13 protein-coding genes are annotated in these 17,000 nt (G+C 62.4%); 8 read left to right on the forward strand and 5 right to left on the reverse strand.

All coding sequences use genetic code 11. The features are described from left to right. Nucleotides 1-77: 77 nt before the first annotated feature. On the reverse strand, nt 78-647 hold the full coding sequence (locus tag EK373_RS17485; protein ID WP_129645012.1) for an NUDIX hydrolase: 570 nt from the start codon (nt 645-647) through the stop codon (nt 78-80). Nucleotides 648-992: 345 nt separating this feature from the next. Next, nucleotides 993-1,487: a MarR family winged helix-turn-helix transcriptional regulator gene (locus EK373_RS17490; RefSeq protein WP_129645013.1), complete on the reverse strand. Its 495-nt coding sequence runs from the start codon at nt 1,485-1,487 to the stop codon at nt 993-995. A gap of 83 nt (nt 1,488-1,570) precedes the next feature. Between EK373_RS17490 and EK373_RS17495 the strand changes: the two genes are divergently transcribed. The 6 genes from EK373_RS17495 to EK373_RS17520 are packed head-to-tail and all read left to right on the forward strand — an operon-like array spanning nt 1,571 to nt 9,271. After that, nucleotides 1,571-3,850 (forward strand): bifunctional salicylyl-CoA 5-hydroxylase/oxidoreductase, encoded by a 2,280-nt coding sequence (locus EK373_RS17495; protein WP_129645014.1) that lies wholly within the window; start codon nt 1,571-1,573, stop codon nt 3,848-3,850. Beyond that, complete coding sequence (locus tag EK373_RS17500) at nt 3,847-4,629, forward strand: SDR family NAD(P)-dependent oxidoreductase (RefSeq protein WP_129645015.1); 783 nt, start codon at nt 3,847-3,849, stop codon at nt 4,627-4,629. Before EK373_RS17495 ends, EK373_RS17500 begins: the two co-directional genes overlap by 4 nt. 13 nt (nt 4,630-4,642) lie before the next feature. After that, nucleotides 4,643-5,467, forward strand: coding sequence for an enoyl-CoA hydratase family protein (locus EK373_RS17505; RefSeq protein ID WP_129645016.1), 825 nt, complete (start codon nt 4,643-4,645; stop codon nt 5,465-5,467). Beyond that, on the forward strand, nt 5,464-6,660 hold the full coding sequence (locus EK373_RS17510) for an acyl-CoA dehydrogenase family protein (RefSeq protein WP_129645017.1): 1,197 nt from the start codon (nt 5,464-5,466) through the stop codon (nt 6,658-6,660). The genes EK373_RS17505 and EK373_RS17510 overlap by 4 nt, the downstream gene beginning before the upstream one ends. Nucleotides 6,661-6,662: 2 nt before the next feature. Next, a complete protein-coding gene (locus EK373_RS17515; RefSeq protein ID WP_407676203.1) occupies nt 6,663-7,064 on the forward strand; it encodes a RidA family protein in 402 nt (133 codons plus the stop codon). 44 nt (nt 7,065-7,108) lie between these two features. Then, nucleotides 7,109-9,271: a malate synthase G gene (locus tag EK373_RS17520; protein WP_129645018.1), complete on the forward strand. Its 2,163-nt coding sequence runs from the start codon at nt 7,109-7,111 to the stop codon at nt 9,269-9,271. A gap of 3 nt (nt 9,272-9,274) precedes the next feature. Here the strand turns inward: EK373_RS17520 and glcF are convergent, their stop codons facing one another. The 3 genes from glcF to EK373_RS17535 are packed head-to-tail and all read right to left on the reverse strand — an operon-like array spanning nt 9,275 to nt 13,090. Beyond that, the gene (glcF, locus tag EK373_RS17525) at nt 9,275-10,492 is read right to left on the reverse strand and encodes a glycolate oxidase subunit GlcF (RefSeq protein ID WP_129645019.1); all 1,218 of its coding nucleotides are present in this window, start codon (nt 10,490-10,492) and stop codon (nt 9,275-9,277) included. 10 nt (nt 10,493-10,502) lie between these two features. Next, complete coding sequence (gene glcE, locus EK373_RS17530; protein WP_129645020.1) at nt 10,503-11,579, reverse strand: glycolate oxidase subunit GlcE; 1,077 nt, start codon at nt 11,577-11,579, stop codon at nt 10,503-10,505. Beyond that, entirely contained in the window at nt 11,579-13,090 is a 1,512-nt protein-coding gene (locus EK373_RS17535) for an FAD-linked oxidase C-terminal domain-containing protein (RefSeq protein WP_129645021.1), read from the reverse strand. The genes glcE and EK373_RS17535 overlap by 1 nt, the downstream gene beginning before the upstream one ends. Nucleotides 13,091-13,178: 88 nt before the next feature. Between EK373_RS17535 and EK373_RS17540 the strand changes: the two genes are divergently transcribed. Continuing rightward, nucleotides 13,179-13,616: a Dabb family protein gene (locus EK373_RS17540; RefSeq protein ID WP_129645022.1), complete on the forward strand. Its 438-nt coding sequence runs from the start codon at nt 13,179-13,181 to the stop codon at nt 13,614-13,616. A gap of 113 nt (nt 13,617-13,729) precedes the next feature. Then, nucleotides 13,730-16,999 (forward strand): amidohydrolase family protein, encoded by a 3,270-nt coding sequence (locus EK373_RS17545; RefSeq protein WP_129645023.1) that lies wholly within the window; start codon nt 13,730-13,732, stop codon nt 16,997-16,999. The last annotated feature ends 1 nt before the right edge of the window (nt 17,000 follow it).

Raw genomic sequence — 17,000 nt, forward strand, 5'->3', positions numbered from 1 at the left:
AGGCTGCGCATTGTGCCAAAGGGGGCGCGGGGATGCGAGGCGGGGTTGCCATCTGCATATAACCAGGGGAGCCAGCGCTATTGGGAATGGCCGTCGGTCATGACCGGTTTGCCGTCCTGCCAGTCGATATCGCGGAAGTGCAGCTGTTCCCGGCCTTTGGCCCGGTCGTCCAGGTAGCGCCGCAGGGCAAACTCCCCGCTCAGGAAGGCGATATCGGGCCACGGAATCTCCTCTTCGGCGTATAGCTGCGATTCCAGGCTCTCCGGCCCAATGCCAAACGAAGGCTGCGTTAGCGTGGCGCGAAACATGATGTGCACCTGGTGGGCGCGCAGCACATTGACGATGGCCAGCATCGAGCCGATGCGCACGTGGGCCAGCGCCTCCTCCAGCGCCTCGCGGGCCGCCGCCTGCTGTACCGATTCGCCGTTTTCCATGAAGCCCGCCGGTATGGTCCAGAAACCGCGGCGCGGCTCGATGGCCCGTTTGCACAACAGGATTTTGCCTTCGAACTCGATCACGCAGCCGGCGATGATGCGTGGGTTTTCGTAATGGATGGCGCCGCAATTGGCGCACATGAAGCGGGGCAGATGGTCACCCGGAGGGACGCTGAGGCTGACCGGGTTGGCACAGTTGGAGCAAAACTTCATGAGGCGGGCATGGTCCCCTTTCGTTGCGCCGGGTGCAACAGTGCGCGTTGTCCTGGCTAACGCTTCGGGGCTACAGGCAGGGGCGGATCAGGTTGTGTACGTCACTGAATTCATGCATCCCCGGTTCGAGGAGGCTGTTCCGACGCGGAAGGCACATTCACACGGCGAAAGTGAGCTGGTTCGTGATGCTGTCTCTACTGGCTGGCATCGAGCAGATGCGTGGGCGGTCGGATCTTGCGGATGTGATCAAGCGGTTGAGGAACGCGGCGTTGGCGGATGAGAGTGGCTTCAAGCTTGCGTCCGTGCTGTCTGATCTGACTTTGGTGGGAACGTGGCCTCTTAATCTCAATCTTGATCCTTGTTTTCATCGATCGAGTGTCGCACCGACGCCAGCAGTTTCATCAGCTGCTCCATCTGCGACTCGGTCACCCCAGCAAACATCTTGTCCACCCACTGCTCATGCGCACGCGCCATGCGTTGAAACGCGTCTCTTCCCTTCTTGGTCAAGCGGACGGTCGCAATCCGGCGATCATCCGACTCCAACGTCCGCACGACCAGCAGCTCCTCGATGAGTCGATTCACGATCCCCGTCACATTGCCATTCGACACCAGCAGCGCCGCCGACAACTGGCTCATCGTCAACCCATCCGGCTCACGCTCGAGCGCCGCCATCACATCGAAGCGGGGCAGAGTCGTTTCGAACTCTGCTTCGAGTCGGGTGCGGATGCGGCGTTCGATGATCATGGAGCAGCTGAGCAGTCGCAGCCACAGGCGCAAGGACTTTCTGCTGTGCGGAGAACCGCCGAGTTTCTCGGCAAAGGCGCGGGTTGCGGTGGTCATCGGCAGGTTCCGGGAGATTAGTTGACACCTAAAATATATCAACCGTACCATGGATGCCATCTTAGGGTGACCGGCGCAATGCCATGAAGCGCATCGTTTGTGTGGGCGGCGGGCCGGCCGGCCTGTATGCCGCGATCCTGTTCAAGAAGGCGCTGCCCGGCGCCAGCGTCGAGGTTTACGAGCGCAATCGCCCGGACGACACGTTCGGCTGGGGCGTGGTTTTTTCCGATCAGACCCTGCAGGGATTTCGGGCCACCGATCCCGAATCGCACGACGCCATCGTCAGCAACTTCCATCATTGGGACGACATCGACGTGTACTTCAAGGGCGAGCGGGTGCGCTCCGGAGGGCACGGGTTCTGCGGGATTTCGCGCCAGCTGCTGCTCAACAAGCTGCAGGAGCGAGCCGCTACTTTAGGTGTAAAACAAACCTTTCAGCACGAGATCGAAGATCCGGCCCGATTCGCCGACGCCGATCTGATCGTTGCAGCCGATGGGGTCAACAGCCGCACCCGCAAGCGCTTCGCCTCGGTGTTCGAGCCCGACATCGACGCGCGCAGGTGCCGCTACATCTGGCTCGGCACCCGGCAGCGTTTTCCGGCGTTCACGTTTGCATTCGAGCGCACCGAGCACGGCTGGTTCCAGATCCACGCGTACCAATTCAGCGACGAGCTGTCGACGGTGATCGTCGAGACGCGCGAGGAGACCTGGAAGGCGCACGGCATCGATCGGTTCGGTACTCAGCAGAGCATCGAGTTCTGCGAGCAACTGTTCGGTCGCTACCTCGACGGCCACAAGTTGATGAGCAACGCCAATCATCTGCGCGGTTCGGCGTGGCTCAACTTCAGTCGGGTGCTGTGCAAGCGCTGGCACACCGGCAACATCGTGCTGATCGGCGATGCTGCGCACACCGCCCACTTCAGCATTGGCTCCGGTACGAAGCTGGCGATGGAAGACGCTGCGTCACTCGTGAAGCACGTCGCTCAGGCCGACGTCGAAGCGGGCCTCGAGTCGTATCAGGCTGAGCGCAGCCTTGAAGCATTGAAGCTGCAGAGCGCCGCGCGCAATCGAATGGAGTGGTTCGAGAACGTCGCTCGCTATGTGCACCTCGAGCCGTTGCAGTTTGCATATAGCCTGCTCACCGGCAGTCAGCGCATCGGTCACGACAACCTTCGTCTGCGCGACGGGGCCTTCGTCGACGATGTCGAGCGAGATCTGGCGCAGCGGGCGGGGGTTGAGGGGCCGCGGCCGCCGATGTTTCTTCCGTTCAAGCTGCGTGGCATGGAGCTGGTGAACCGAATCGTCGTCTCGCCGATGGCGCAATATCAAGCCGTCGACGGCGTCCCTGGCGACTGGCATCTCATGCACTACGGCTCGCGCGCCGCCGGCGGCGCGGGGTTGGTGATAACCGAGATGACGTGCGTGTCGCCGATCGGTCGCATCAGCCCGGGCTGCACGGGCCTCTGGAATGATCGGCAACGCGATGCTTGGAAGCGCATTGTAGATTTCGTGCATGCGCACTCGGCGGCGAAGTTCTCGCTGCAACTCGGGCACTCCGGGCGCAAAGGGTCGACGCAGTTGGGTTGGGAGCGTGCGGATCATCCGTTGGACGAGGGCAATTGGGAGCTGATCGCGCCGTCGCCGCTGCCGTACCTGGAAGGGATCAGTCAGATGCCGCGGGCCATGACGCGCGAGGACATGGAAGAAGTTGCCCAGCAATTCGTCCACGCAGCGGAGCTTGGTGCGCAGGCCGGGTTCGACATGCTCGAGTTGCACATGGCGCACGGCTACCTGCTCGCGAGCTTCCTGTCACCTCTGACGAATCGTCGGGATGACGAGTTCGGCGGCCAGATCGAAAAGCGCATGCGCTTCCCGCTGGCCGTTTTCAAAGCGTGTCGTGCGGTGTGGCCCGCGGATAAACCGATGTCCGTTCGTGTCTCCGCCAGCGATTGGGCAGAAGGCGGCCTGTCGGAAGCCGACTTGGTGACGTTCGCTCGCGCACTCCGCGAGGCCGGCGCAGATCTCATCGACGTGTCGACCGGCCAGACCGTGCCTTGGCAGAAGCCGGTGTACGGTCGCATGTATCAAACGCCGTTCTCGGATCTGCTGCGTAATAGCGTAGACATCGCGACCATCGCGGTCGGCAACATCTACGAAGCAGATCATGTGAATTCGATCATCGCCGCGGGCCGCGCCGACCTGTGCGCGCTCGCTCGACCACACCTGGCGGATCCTTCCTGGACATTGCACGCGGCGGCGGCGCAGAACTGGACCGAACAGCATTGGCCGAAGGCCTACCTTTCTGGCAAGAGCCAGCTGGAACGCAATCTCGCGCGCGCCTCACAAATGATTGGTGCAGTTTGAGCACGAACACGCAGCCGCTCTCGGGAAAGCATGCGCTGGTCACCGGCGCGAGCCGCGGGATTGGCGTTGCTATCGCTCAGCGCCTTCTGGACGAGGGGGCTAGAGTGACATTGCTCGGGCGTCAACTCGAAACCGTCGTCGAAGCGGCGATAAAGCTGAGTACGCAGGACGCTCATGGGGTGGCTGCCGACGTGAGCAACAGCGAGCAAATGCGATCCGCGATAGAAGACGCCGCGAATCGCTTCGGTCCGATAGACATCCTCGTGAATAACGCCGGTCAGGCGTCGAGCGCGCCCGTGCACAAGACCGACGACGCGCTGTGGCACACCATGCTGGCGGTCAATCTCACCGGTACCTATTACGGAATTCGCCACGTTCTAGCATCGATGCTGGAGCGGAACTTCGGGCGCATCGTCAACGTCGCTAGCACTGCCGGGTTGAAAGGGTATCCCTACGTTGCCGCGTACAGCGCCGCGAAGCACGGTGTGATTGGCCTCACGCGATCATTGGCGCTGGAAGTAGCCGGTAAGAACATCACGGTGAACGCGGTGTGCCCGGGCTACACGGACACGAACATGGTTCGCGAGACCATCGCCAACATCCAGGCGAAGACGCAGCGTTCGGAGGCCGAAGCATTGGCGGTGCTCGTTGCAAACAATCCCCAGCGCCGCTTGATTCGCAGTGAGGAAGTGGCCAACGCCGTCGCATGGTTGTGCCTGCCCGGCACCGAAAGCATCACCGGGCAGAGCATCGCCGTCGCTGGCGGCGAAGTCATGTAGATCGGGAGAGCGCATGTCATTCACTCAATTGCACCTGTCCTCGTATCAGGCGCAGCATTTCCTCTGGCGGGTCGAAGAGAGCATCGGCTACGTGACGCTCAACGTGCCGGAGCGCAAGAATCCGCTGACCTTTGAGTCGTATGCCGAGCTGCGCAACCTGTTTCGCACGCTCGTGTACGACAACGACATCAAGGCCATCGTGATCGACGGCGCAGGCAGCAATTTCTCCTCGGGCGGCGACGTGCACGACATCATCGGTCCGCTGACCCGCATGACCATGCCGGAGCTGCTGACGTTCACGCGTATGACGGGCGATCTGGTCAAGGCGATCCGTAGTTGTCCTCAGATCGTAATCGCCGCGGTCGATGGTGTCTGTGCAGGCGCCGGCGCAATCATCGCCATGGTGTCGGATCTTCGCATCGGCACGCCTGCCGCAAAAACTGCGTTTCTGTTCACTCGCGTCGGCCTGGCCGGTTGTGACATGGGCGCGTGCGCCATTCTGCCGCGCCTCATCGGTCAGGGGCGGGCAGCCGAGCTGATGTTTACGGGTCGCGCGATGACGGCAGAAGAGGGCGAGCGCTGGGGGTTCTTCAATCAGCTGGTCGCCGCGGACAAATTGCTGCCGGAGGCCACTCGTCTGGCGCGCACCCTGGTAACCGGGCCGACGTTTGCGCACAGCATGACCAAGAACATGCTGAACCAGGAATGGAACATGAGTATCGAGCAGGCGCTGGAAGCCGAAGCGCAGGCCCAAGCCATCTGCATGCAGAGCGAGGACTTCCGTCGCGCCTTCGAAGCGTTCGCGCACAAGCGCAGGCCGGAGTTCGTCGGCCGATGAGCGTGCCATTCGATCTGGGCGAGCGACTCAGCTGGCCGTTCTTTGGCTCAGAGCATCGCGCGCTCGCCGACTTGGTGACGTCGTGGAGCGCGGAACACGCGGTCGGCCACGCGCATGGAGAGTCGCGAGCCGAAGTCGACGCGCAGGCCAGAAAGTTAGTCGCCGCGCTCGGCAAGGGCAACATCACGCGCTTCTGCGTCCGAGCCGAGCATGGCGGGGCCTTGCAGGAATTCGATTCGCGCGCGATTTGTTTGATTCGCGAGACGCTGGCTTATCACGATGGGCTCGCTGATTTCGCATTCGCCATGCAAGGACTCGGCAGCGGTGCTCTGTCGTTGGCCGGTGATGCGGGCCTTCAGCGTCAATATTTGCCGCGAGTCGCCAATGGTACGGCGATCGCAGCGTTCGCTCTGTCCGAGCCGGACGCAGGCTCCGACGTCGCAGCGATGCAAACGTCGGCACGACTCGACGGCGATCACTACGTGCTCAATGGCACGAAGACCTGGATCTCGAACGGCGGCATTGCCGATATGTACTGCGTTTTCGCGCGCACGTCGCCTGGCCAGAAGCGGGCAGACGGCACCGTCGGGGCGCAGGGAATCACCGCATTCCTGGTCGAGCCGAACGATCCAGGATTCAGCGTCGAGGCTCGGATCGACGTCATCGCGCCTCATCCACTCGGCACGCTGCGATTCGAAAATTGTCGAGTCCCCGCCGGTCGCCGCATCGGCGAGGAAGGTGACGGATTCAAGATCGCAATGCGGACGCTGGATATCTTCCGTGCATCCGTAGCCGCGGCCGCGCTTGGGTTCGCGCGCCGAGCATTGGATGAAGCCGTTGCTTACGCGAGGCAGCGAGCGATGTTCGGCAAGACGCTCGCGGATTTCCAACTCACGCAAGCTGCGATTGCCGAGATGGCCACGGCCATCGATGCCGCCGCCTTGCTTACTTATCGAGCCGCCTGGCAACGAGACACCGGGCAACCGGTGACCAAGAGCGCTGCCATGGCGAAGATGACGGCCACCGAAAGTGCGCAGACCGTCATCGACCGAGCGGTGCAGATGTTTGGCGGTCGAGGCGTCGTGCAGGGAGAAATTGTCGAACGTCTGTACCGCGACATTCGAGCGCTGCGTATTTACGAAGGCGCGACCGAAGTGCAGAAGCTGATCATTGCGCGCGAGGTCTTGAAGTGACCATTCAAGTGCTGCAACCCGCGGGCTGGCCACGGCCCAAAGGATATTCGAACGGCATGGCGGCCGAAGGCCGACAGGTTTTTGTCGCCGGCCAGGTGGGCTGGGACGAGCGGCAACAGTTTCCCGAAACACTCGGCGACCAGGTCCGCCAGACGTTGCAGAACATCGTTGCCGTCTTGAACGAGGCCGATGCGCGTCCGGAGCACATTGTTCGACTTACCTGGTACGTGACGAGTCGTGACGAGTACTGCGCCGAGCTGCCGCAGATCGGTGCGGCGTATCGCGAGATCATTGGCCGCCACTTTCCGACGATGGCGGTGGTACAAGTCGTGGCGCTGATGGAAGCGGAAGCCAAAGTGGAAATCGAAGCGACGGCGGTTGTCCCTGTCGCACCGGACGGGTGAGCCGGTTATAGTCCCTGCAGTCGGCAGCTGCGAGTGACACGACGATGAGCGCAAGAGTCAAGGTGGGGAGTCTGGAAATCGCCGGCGTGCTGCACGGTTTCATCCAGCGGGCGCTGACCGGGACCGGCGTGCAGGAACAGGCGTTCTGGAACAGCCTGGAGCGCATCGTCAAGGAATTCTCACCTCGCAATGAGCAACTGCTCGCGAAGCGCGACGATCTGCAAGCGAAGATCGATGCTTGGTGGCAACAGCAGCGCGGTAAGCCCATCGATGTGTCGCAGCAGCGTCAGTTTCTCGAGTCCATCGGCTACCTCGTTGCCGAGCCCGCCGCATTTCAGGTCGACACCGAGCAGGTCGATAGAGAGATCGCGCACATCGCCGGTCCACAGCTCGTCGTGCCACTGAGTAATGCGCGTTATGCGTTGAATGCCGCGAACGCCCGTTGGGGCAGTCTCTACGATGCGCTCTATGGCACCGATGCGTTGGAAGCGCCGTTGCCGGCAGGCTCGCCATACAACGCGGATCGCGGCGCGAAGGTCATTGGGTACGCGCGCAAGTTCTTGGATGAAGTCGCGGCGCTCACTCATGGCAAGCATGAGGACTCGACCAGGTATTCCATCGAGAGCGACAAGCTGGTCGTGACGCTCAAGGACGGATCACGCGCGACGCTGGCGGTTCCTGCAACGCTTGAAGGCTGGCGTGGCGCAGCCGCTGACCCGCAAGGCATTCTGCTGAGGCATCACGGTCTGCACGTCGAAATCTGCATCGATCGTAAACACCCGATTGGAGCGACCGACGCCGCGGGTGTCTCGGACGTGGTGTTGGAGTCGGCGATCACCACGATTCAGGACTGCGAAGACTCGGTCGCCGCCGTCGATGCAGACGAAAAGGTGGCGGTTTACAGCAACTGGCTGGGCCTGATGACCGGCGATCTGCAAGCGACGTTCGCAAAGGGCAAGGGCGCGATGACCCGCAAGCTGAACGCGGATCGCGTGTACACCGCGCCGGGCCATAAAGAGCTCACATTGCCCGGCCGCAGCTTGATGCTGGTACGAAACGTCGGCCATCACATGCGCACCGACGCCGTGCTTCACGAAGGCAAAGAGATTTTCGAGACGGTGCTCGATGCGCTCGTTACGGTCGCAATCGCTCTGCACGACCTGCGTGGCGGCGGCCGAAACAGCCGCACTGGCTCGGTGTACGTGGTGAAGCCGAAGATGCACGGTCCGGAGGAGGCCGCGCTGGCCAACGATCTGTTTGGCTGGGTGGAAGAAGCGCTCGGGCTCCCCAAGCACACAGTGAAGATCGGCGTGATGGATGAGGAGCGTCGCACCAGCTTGAACCTGAGCGCCTGCATCGAGAAAGTGAAACATCGCGTCGTGTTCATCAACACGGGCTTCCTCGATCGCACCGGCGACGAGATTCACACCGCCATGCAAGGCGGGCCGGTGATGCGCAAGGACGCTATCAAGACACAACCTTGGCTGGTCGCCTACGAGAAGCGCAACGTCGAGGTGGGGTTGAACACCGGCCTGCGCGGTCGTGCCCAGATCGGCAAAGGTATGTGGGCGATGCCGGACAAGATGGCCGGCATGTTGGCCGCGAAGGCGGGCCATCCTCGCGCCGGCGCAAACACTGCATGGGTGCCATCCCCGACGGCGGCGACGCTGCACGCACTCCATTATCACCAAGTCGATGTGCGGGCAGTTCAGAACGAATTGCAGAGGCAGCTTCAGTCAGGCAAAGCGACGGGCCTCGACGATCTGCTCCGTGCGCCGCTGGCCGAGTCGGGCTTCACGGCCGAAGCGATCCAGAGCGAGCTCGACAACAACATTCAAGGCATTCTCGGCTATGTCGTGCGCTGGATCGACCAGGGCGTGGGCTGCTCGAAGGTGCCGGACATTCACGATGTCGGCTTGATGGAAGATCGCGCCACGTTGCGCATCTCGAGCCAGCACGTCGCGAACTGGCTGCTCCATGGCGTGTGCACGGAGCAGCGGGTCAAAGAAACATTGCAGCGGATGGCTGCGGTCGTGGATGCGCAGAACGCCGGCGACTCGAGCTACCGGGCGATGGCCAACGATCTAAACGGCAGCATCGCATTCAAGGCGGCGAGCGATTTGATCTTCCTCGGTCGCGAGCAGCCGAACGGCTACACCGAGTACATCCTGCACAAGCGACGTCGCGAATTGAAAGCGGCGGGTTGAGCGCTACGCGAGCCGCGCGTCGAGCCATTCGATCCAGTGGCGCACGGGCACTTGTGCGCCATTCGCCAGATGAGTGATGCAGCCGATGTTGGCCGAGAGAATCACATCGGGCTGCGGCGCGTGCAGCGCTTCGAGCTTGCGATCGCGGAGTCGTTGACTCAGCTCGGGCTGCAAGATCGAGTAAGTGCCCGCCGAGCCGCAACACAAGTGACTCTCCGACAGCGGCAACACTTCGGCGCCGAAGGCGGTGAGCAGTTGCTCCACGACGCCGCGAATTTTCTGCCCGTGCTGCAAAGTGCAGGGCGGATGAAACACGACGCGCTCCGGTGCTTTCTCGCGGAGCTTGCTCGTCAACTGCGCCGCATGTTGGGGCAGCAGCTCAGCCAGATCCTTTGTCAGAGCGACGATGCGCCGAGCTTTCTCGGCATGCACCGGATCATGCCGTAGCAAATGCGCATACTCTTTGACCATCGCGCCACAGCCCGACGCGTTCATTACGATGGCTTCGACGCCGGTCTCCACATGTGGCCACCACGCATCGATATTACGGCGGACTTCAACCAGCGCCGCATCGTGATCGTTCAGGTGATGTTTGATGGCGCCACAGCAGCTCGCCGCGGGAGTGATCGCCTCGATCTCTAGTGCATCGAGCACCCGAGCCGTCGCCGCATCGATGCTGGGTGACATCGAGGGCTGCACGCAGCCCAGCGGCAGCAACATCTTTCGAGCGTGCGAACGCTGTGGCCACGCGCCAGGGTCGCGTCGTTCCGGAATCTTTGCGCGAATCGATTCGGGAAGGAACGAGCGCACGGCCTGGCCAGCGCGCATCGCAGGACCGAACAGCTTGCTCGTCAACCCATGCTTCAGCGCTGACCGCGCCACTTGCTCGCCGAACGGACGCTCGATCTTTTTCTCGACGATGTCGCGTCCGATATCCACCAGCCGGCCGTACTGCACACCCGAAGGGCAGGTCGTCTCACAGGCGCGGCAGGTGAGGCATCGATCCAGGTGAAGCTGGGTGCTTCGAGTGGGCTCGACGCCTTCGAGCACCTGCTTCATGAGATAGATCCGGCCGCGCGGTCCATCGAGCTCGTCGCCGAGCAGCTGATAAGTGGGGCAGGTGGCCGTGCAAAAGCCACAATGCACGCAGCGGCGCACGATCTCCTCGGCCTCCTTGCCTTCGGGCGTGTCTTTGATGAAATCGGCGAGCTGCGTTCTCATGGGCGACTGCTCAAAGATCCGGATAGAGCCGGCCACGATTGAAGATATGGGCCGGATCGAATTGCGATTTCAGCCGTCGATGAATCGCAGCCAGCGGCGCCGTGAGCGGCGTGAACGCACCTGCCGAGCGATCACCGTTCCGAAACAACGTCGCATGACCGCCCGCTTGTTCTGCGCACTCGCGCACCTCTTCGGCAGAACGGTGGGTCCGCATCCATCGAAGCGCGCCATTCCATTCAATCAACTGCGGCTCGACCATGGACAGACTGGGAGCCGTTGTAGGTACCGATACTCGCCACAGCGGCGCGTCGTCCCCGAAGAACGGATGCGTCTGCTCGCGAATGCTGGTCCAGAAGGCGTCTGCCTGATAGTTGTCGATTTCCTCGCCGCCCAGATGATGACGTGCCGCGCGCACCGCCGCTGAGGCGCCCGCCAATCGCAAATAGAGTGCGCCGTCATGCCACATGGATGCGGACAGCGGCAGCGGTCGCCCTGCCCATTCATTGAGCTTGTATATCGCCGCGGTTTCGGTCATCTCGAAGCACAGCGTGTGATGTGACATTGGACGGGGCAGCACCTTGATCGATACTTCGGCGATCACGCCGAGAATGCCCATGGAGCCGGCCAGCAGTCGCGAGACATCGTAACCCGCGACGTTCTTCATCACCGTCCCGCCGAAGCTCAGCAATTGGCCGCGACCGTCGACCAACTTCGCGCCGAGCACGAAGTCACGAACGCCGCCATAGGTCGGCCCGAAGGAAACGCGGCGAGGACCTGCCAGGCCGGCAGCGATACAACCACCGATAGTTGCGTTGGCGCCGAAGTGCGGCGGCTCGAAGGCGAGCAGCTGACCGTTCTTGGCTAACAATTGCTCCAACTCGGCGAGTGGCGTGCCAGCTCGCGCAGTGATGACCAGTTCCGTTGGCTCGTAATCAACGATGCCCGTGACGCTGCGCGGATCGAGCACGGCGTCGGAAGATTCATTGCCGTAGAAATCTTTGGTGCCGCCGGCTCGGATGAGTAGCGGGGTTCGCGCCTCCGCAGCGGCACGCACGGTTTCGCACAGTTGACTGAGTGCTTGATCCATCAGAAGCGCGGCAATTCTGGAAATCGAACATTGCCACCGTGCACGCGCATGCGCCCGTATTCGGCGCAGCGGTGCAGGGTGGGCACGACCTTGCCCGGGTTCAGCAGGCCCGCAGGATCGAACGCGCTCTTCACGCCGAGGAATGCATCGAGCGTGGGCCGATCGAACTGCGAGCACATCTGATCCAGTTTCTCGACGCCGACGCCGTGCTCGCCGGTCACAGTGCCACCCATTTGCACGCACAACTCCAGGATCTCCGCGCCGAATGCTTCGGCACGAGCGACCGATTCCGGATCGGCGTCATCGAACAAGATCAATGGGTGCAAGTTGCCGTCGCCGGCGTGGAATACATTCGGGCAGCGCAGCCCGTACTTCGGCTCCAACGCTTGAATCGCCTTCAACACTTCGCCGAGCCGACGCCGCGGAATGGTGCCATCCATGCAGTAATAAGCAGGCGAAGCGCGACCGGCCGCAGGAAAAGCATTCTTTCGTCCGGCCCAGAAGCGCAGGCGCTCGGCTTCGCTGTTCGAGACTTGAATTCGAGTGGCGCGCGCGGCCACCAGCACCGCCGACATTCGTTCGATTTCCTCGGCGACTTCTTCCGGCGTGCCGTCCGATTCGCACAACAGCACGGCGGCGGCGTCGAGGTCATAGCCTGCGTTGGCGAACGGCTCTACCAATCGGCTGGCTGCTTGATCCAGCATCTCCAGGCCCGCAGGAATGATGCCGTTGGCGATCAACGCGGCGACCGCATCGCCGGCCTCGCCGATATCCGCGAAGCTGGCCATGATGCAACGAGCTGTCTGCGCGACGGGCACGAGTCGCACTGTCACTTCAGTCACGACCGCGAGCATGCCTTCCGAGCCGATGACCAGCGCCAACAAGTCCAGACCGGGCGCATCCGGCGCCAGGCCCCCAAATTCCACCACTTCGCCTTCGATCGTCAGGCCGCGCACGCGCAAAACGTTGTGAATGGTCAGGCCGTATTTCAAACAGTGCACGCCGCCAGAGTTCTCCGCGACGTTGCCGCCGATCGTGCAGGCTATCTGACTGGACGGATCGGGCGCGTAGTAAAGACGATGACGCGCCGCTGCTTCGCTGATCGCAAGATTGCGGACGCCAGGCTGCACCATTGCGGTTCGCGCGCGAGGATCGATCGAGAGAATTCGATTCAGCTTGGCCAGCGAGAGCAACAACCCCGCAGGGTGGGGCAGAGCGCTGCCCGACAGGCCAGTGCCGGCGCCACGCGGAATGACGGGCACCTGGTGCTCGTGACAGAGCTGCAGGATGCGGCGGACCTGGTCCTCCGTTTCCGGCAGGGCCACGACCATGGGCAGCTGACGAAACAGCGTCAGCCCATCGCATTCATAGGGCCGGGTCTCTTCCTCTCGAAACAGGACGGCGTCGTCGGGCAGCAAAGTGCGCAGTGCGGCGACCAGGCTGCGCTGCTTGTCTGCATCCACGGGCAGCGAGCGAGCCGGCGGTGCAGGGGCGTGCGTGGTGCTGTCCATGCCGCGAATGATAAATGACTGGCGAGCACACCGCCTGTGCCAGCTTATACTCGACAATTCGATTAACTCAGGCAAAAGGAAGCCGAGCATGACGACCCATAGCCGACGAGAAGTCCTGACCGCCGCTGCAGCGCTGGCAGGTGCAGGCGTAGCCGCTCACGCCGCCGCCGCCGCGCCCTCTGGCGGGGCTGGAGGCACGACGAAGGCGGCAATTCCGCCGGTGGTCCATCACGTGTTCTTCTGGCTCAAGAACCCCAAGTCCAAGGAAGATCTGAACCGGTTGCTGACCGGGCTGCGGACGCTGGGCGGGATCGAGACCGTCAAGGCCATTCACGTCGGCGTGCCGGCGGAAACCGAGCAGCGCGGCGTCGTCGATGCGAGCTACAGCGCCTCGGAGATTTTGTTTTTCGACGATGTGGCCGGCCAGAACGCGTACCAGGTGCATCCCATCCACAAAAAATTCGTCGCCGATTGCGAGCATCTTTGGGAAAAAGTGGTCGTCTATGACGTGAAGCCCGCGCCCTGATCGCTCGTGCCGCCATAGTGGTGACCCGGTCTCACCGCTGTGGCGCGCGCTACGCAACCCAGGCCGTCGCCTGAATAGCTATAAGAAGGCGACGACGATCGTGGGGAGCGTGAATGACAATACGGCGGCGACTCGAGCGGCTGTGCCTGGCCGGAAGTATTTTGTTGTCGAGCACGGTCGCGCTGGCCGGGGACGGCGCCTGGGACGTCACTGATACCGGTCAGCCCTTCGCAGACGCCGAGTTCGCTGTCAGCGAAGGCACCTGGATGAGCGTCGATGTGAGCCCGGACGGCGCGACGCTCGCCTTCGACTTGCTCGGCGACATTTATGTGTTGCCCGCCACTGGCGGCGAGGCGCGGCGTGTCCATGGCGGGCCCGCCATGCAAGTCTTCCCGAGCTTCAGCGCCGACGGCAGCAAGCTGCTGTATCAGAGCGATGCGAGCGGTTTCGACAACGCGTGGATCTCGAACGGCGACGGCTCGAACGCGCGCCAGATCACTCATGACGCCGCCAACATGCTGGGTGCGCCGACGTGGGGGCCGCAAGACCAATCCATCGCTGTCGTGCAGGCGTACTCGACCTTCCCGCTGATGAAGGCATCGGAGATTCGTTTGTTCGATCTGCACGGCGGCCGCGGCGCGGTGCTGGTCGAGATGCCGGCAAATCGACGCGACGTGCAGGAGCCGAGCTTCACGCCCGATGGCCGGTTCGTTTACTACACCCAGCGGATCGTCGAGCCGAACATCTACATCAATCCCAACCATCCCAACTACGTGATCAAGCGCCGTGAGCTCGCGTCCGGCGCAACCGAAGATTTGTTGGGAGGGTGGGGCAGCGCGACTTCGCCACAGGTCTCGCGCGATGGTAAGAAGGTCGCGTTCGTCCGCCGCGTCAAGGAAAAGACGGTGCTGTTCGTCTATGACGTGGCGGCTCGCACGCAAGTGCCGGTATTCGATGAGCTGGATCGGGACCTGCAAGCCGATTTCGTGCAGCAGCATGCCTATTACCCGCGCTTCGACTGGTTCCCCGACCATCGTCACATCGCGATCTGGGGCAAAGGCAAGCTGTACAAGGTCGATACACAGGCCAGCACGGCCACGGAGATTCCGTTCCGTGTGCACGCCAGACATCGCATCGTGCGCGCGCCGCACTTCGAACAAAACCCGGCGCCGGACACGGTCACCGTTCGATCGATACGACAGCTTGCGCCATCGGTCGACGGCAAGCGTCTGGTGTTCACGGCGCTCGGCAGGCTGTGGAACCAGGCTGCTTTTACAGCTGCGCCGACACGGTTGAGCAAGAGCGAGGCCTTCGAGTTCGATCCGGCGTTCTCGCGCGACGGCCGCTCGTTCGCATATGTCGAGTGGGATGACGAGCGCGGCAGCACGTTGAAAGTCGCGAACGCCGTTGGCCGGAACGGGCGCGCTGTGGCGACGAGCCGCGGCGTCATTCGCAATCCTTCGTTTTCGCCCGACGGCAAGCTCATCGTCTATCGGATCGCTGCAGCGGACAAGGCCATGGGCGGCTATGGCACGCAGCCGGGCATCTATGTCGTGCCCGCTCGCAGTGGCGAGAGTCGCTTCGTTGCTGCTGGCGATGATTGGCCGATGTTCTCGCCCGACGGGCAGCGCATCTATTACGTCGAAGTCGGTCGGGTGAACCGGGAGCTGGTGCACTCGTTGGTCAGCGTGACACTCGATGGCTTGGACAAGCGAGAGCATGCACACACACTGAACGCAGACACGTTGGAGCTGCGCGTGAGCCCCGATTTACGTTGGATCGCGTTTCGCGAGTCACAGCAGTACTTCGTGATGCCGTTCCATGAGCTCGGCGCACCGCTCACGGTCAGTGCCGCCAGCAGCGAAGTCCCGGTGCGAGCACTGACCGATCTGGGTGGATATTCCCTGACATGGTCGAACGACTCTTCGACGCTGCATTGGACACTCGGCGCGTCGCTCTATCGCGCAAATGTCGCCGATGCGGCATCGACGCCTGCGCCGCAGCCCTATACCAAGATCGACCTGAAACTGCAGGCTGACATTCCCACAGGAAAGCTGGCCTTCACTAACGCGCGCATCATTACCATGAGAGGCGATGAAGTGATCGAGCAGGGCACGGTCGTCGTCGCAGGCAATCGCATCGTTGCTGTCGGTCCGAGTGCATCTGTCACGGTTCCGGCCGACGCGCAAGTGATCGACGCCTCCGGCAAAACGATCATGCCGGGATTGATCGACATGCACGGTCATATCGATTGCTGCTACGACTCCGGCGTGATGCCGCGGAAGCAAGGTCCTCGCTACGCTGCGCTGGCCTTCGGCGTGACGACCAACTTCGATCCTTACTCGAGCGAGCTGCCGAATTACGAGACCCGCGAGACGGATCTGGCAGGCATCACTGTCGGACCGCGATGGATCGGCTCGGGCAATCCCATCTACGGCCGCGCCGGGAAGTCCGACTTCACTTACGTCCCGCTGCGCGAGTACGAAGATGCGCACAAGGCTCTGCTTCGCAAGCAAGCGCTCTGCGGCAGGATCGTCAAGAGCTACAAGCAGCCGGGCCGTCAACAACGGCAGATGCTGGTCAAGGCGGGGCGCGAGAGCGGCATCATGGTCGACGTGGAAGGCGAGGGGCACTTCCATAACGGCATTTCCATGGTGCTCGACGGCCACAGCAACATCGAGCACAACCTGCCGGTCGCACATTATTACGACGACGTGATCCAGCTCATGAGTCACGCGACCAGCTCGAACACGCCGACGCTGGTGGTCTCGTTCGGCGAGCTGTTCGGCGAGAACTTTCTCTACCAACAGTCGCGCGCCTGGGAGGATCCGAAGATCAAGGCCTTTGCGCAGGAGGCGACTTCGAGTTACAGCGCACTGGAAACGCCAGGCGGCGCACCGGTGCACTCACGCAATATGACGAGCATCCACGTAGCAGATGAGCTTTGGGATATCGGTTTTCGCTCGGTGTCACGCTCCATCAAGAAGCTCGATGACGCAGGCGTTCGCATCAACGTTGGCTCGCACGGCGAGATAGCCGGGCTGGCGGTGCATTGGGAGATGCAGCTGCTCGCACAGGGAGGCATGAGCAATCACCGCATCCTGCGCGCGGCGACCTGGAATGGCGCAACCACACTGGGTTTCGACGAGCACCTGGGCTCGCTGGAAGTCGGCAAGCTCGCCGACCTGATCGTGCTCGACCGCAATCCCCTGGAGGACATTCGCAACAGCAACTCGGTGCGCTACACGCTGCTCAATGGCCGGCTCTACGACTCGGTGACCATGAACGAGATCGGCAACCATCCACGGCTCCGCACCCGGTTCTACTGGGAAATGGATGACTACAAAGGCATCGATTGGAACTCGTCGTGGTCCGGGCAGTGAG

The sequence above is a fragment of the Peristeroidobacter agariperforans genome (assembly GCF_004138335.1).
Classification (GTDB): domain Bacteria; phylum Pseudomonadota; class Gammaproteobacteria; order Steroidobacterales; family Steroidobacteraceae; genus Steroidobacter; species Steroidobacter agariperforans.

Coding starts and splice junctions, on each gene's coding strand:
- EK373_RS17485 (WP_129645012.1), bottom strand. CDS start 647: ATGAAGTTTTGCTCCAACTGTGCCAACCCGGTCAGCCTCAGCGTCCCT.
- EK373_RS17490 (WP_129645013.1), bottom strand. CDS start 1,487: ATGACCACCGCAACCCGCGCCTTTGCCGAGAAACTCGGCGGTTCTCCG.
- EK373_RS17495 (WP_129645014.1), top strand. CDS start 1,571: ATGAAGCGCATCGTTTGTGTGGGCGGCGGGCCGGCCGGCCTGTATGCC.
- EK373_RS17505 (WP_129645016.1), top strand. CDS start 4,643: ATGTCATTCACTCAATTGCACCTGTCCTCGTATCAGGCGCAGCATTTC.
- EK373_RS17510 (WP_129645017.1), top strand. CDS start 5,464: ATGAGCGTGCCATTCGATCTGGGCGAGCGACTCAGCTGGCCGTTCTTT.
- EK373_RS17520 (WP_129645018.1), top strand. CDS start 7,109: ATGAGCGCAAGAGTCAAGGTGGGGAGTCTGGAAATCGCCGGCGTGCTG.
- glcF (WP_129645019.1), bottom strand. CDS start 10,492: ATGAGAACGCAGCTCGCCGATTTCATCAAAGACACGCCCGAAGGCAAG.
- glcE (WP_129645020.1), bottom strand. CDS start 11,579: ATGGATCAAGCACTCAGTCAACTGTGCGAAACCGTGCGTGCCGCTGCG.
- EK373_RS17535 (WP_129645021.1), bottom strand. CDS start 13,090: ATGGACAGCACCACGCACGCCCCTGCACCGCCGGCTCGCTCGCTGCCC.
- EK373_RS17540 (WP_129645022.1), top strand. CDS start 13,179: ATGACGACCCATAGCCGACGAGAAGTCCTGACCGCCGCTGCAGCGCTG.
- EK373_RS17545 (WP_129645023.1), top strand. CDS start 13,730: ATGACAATACGGCGGCGACTCGAGCGGCTGTGCCTGGCCGGAAGTATT.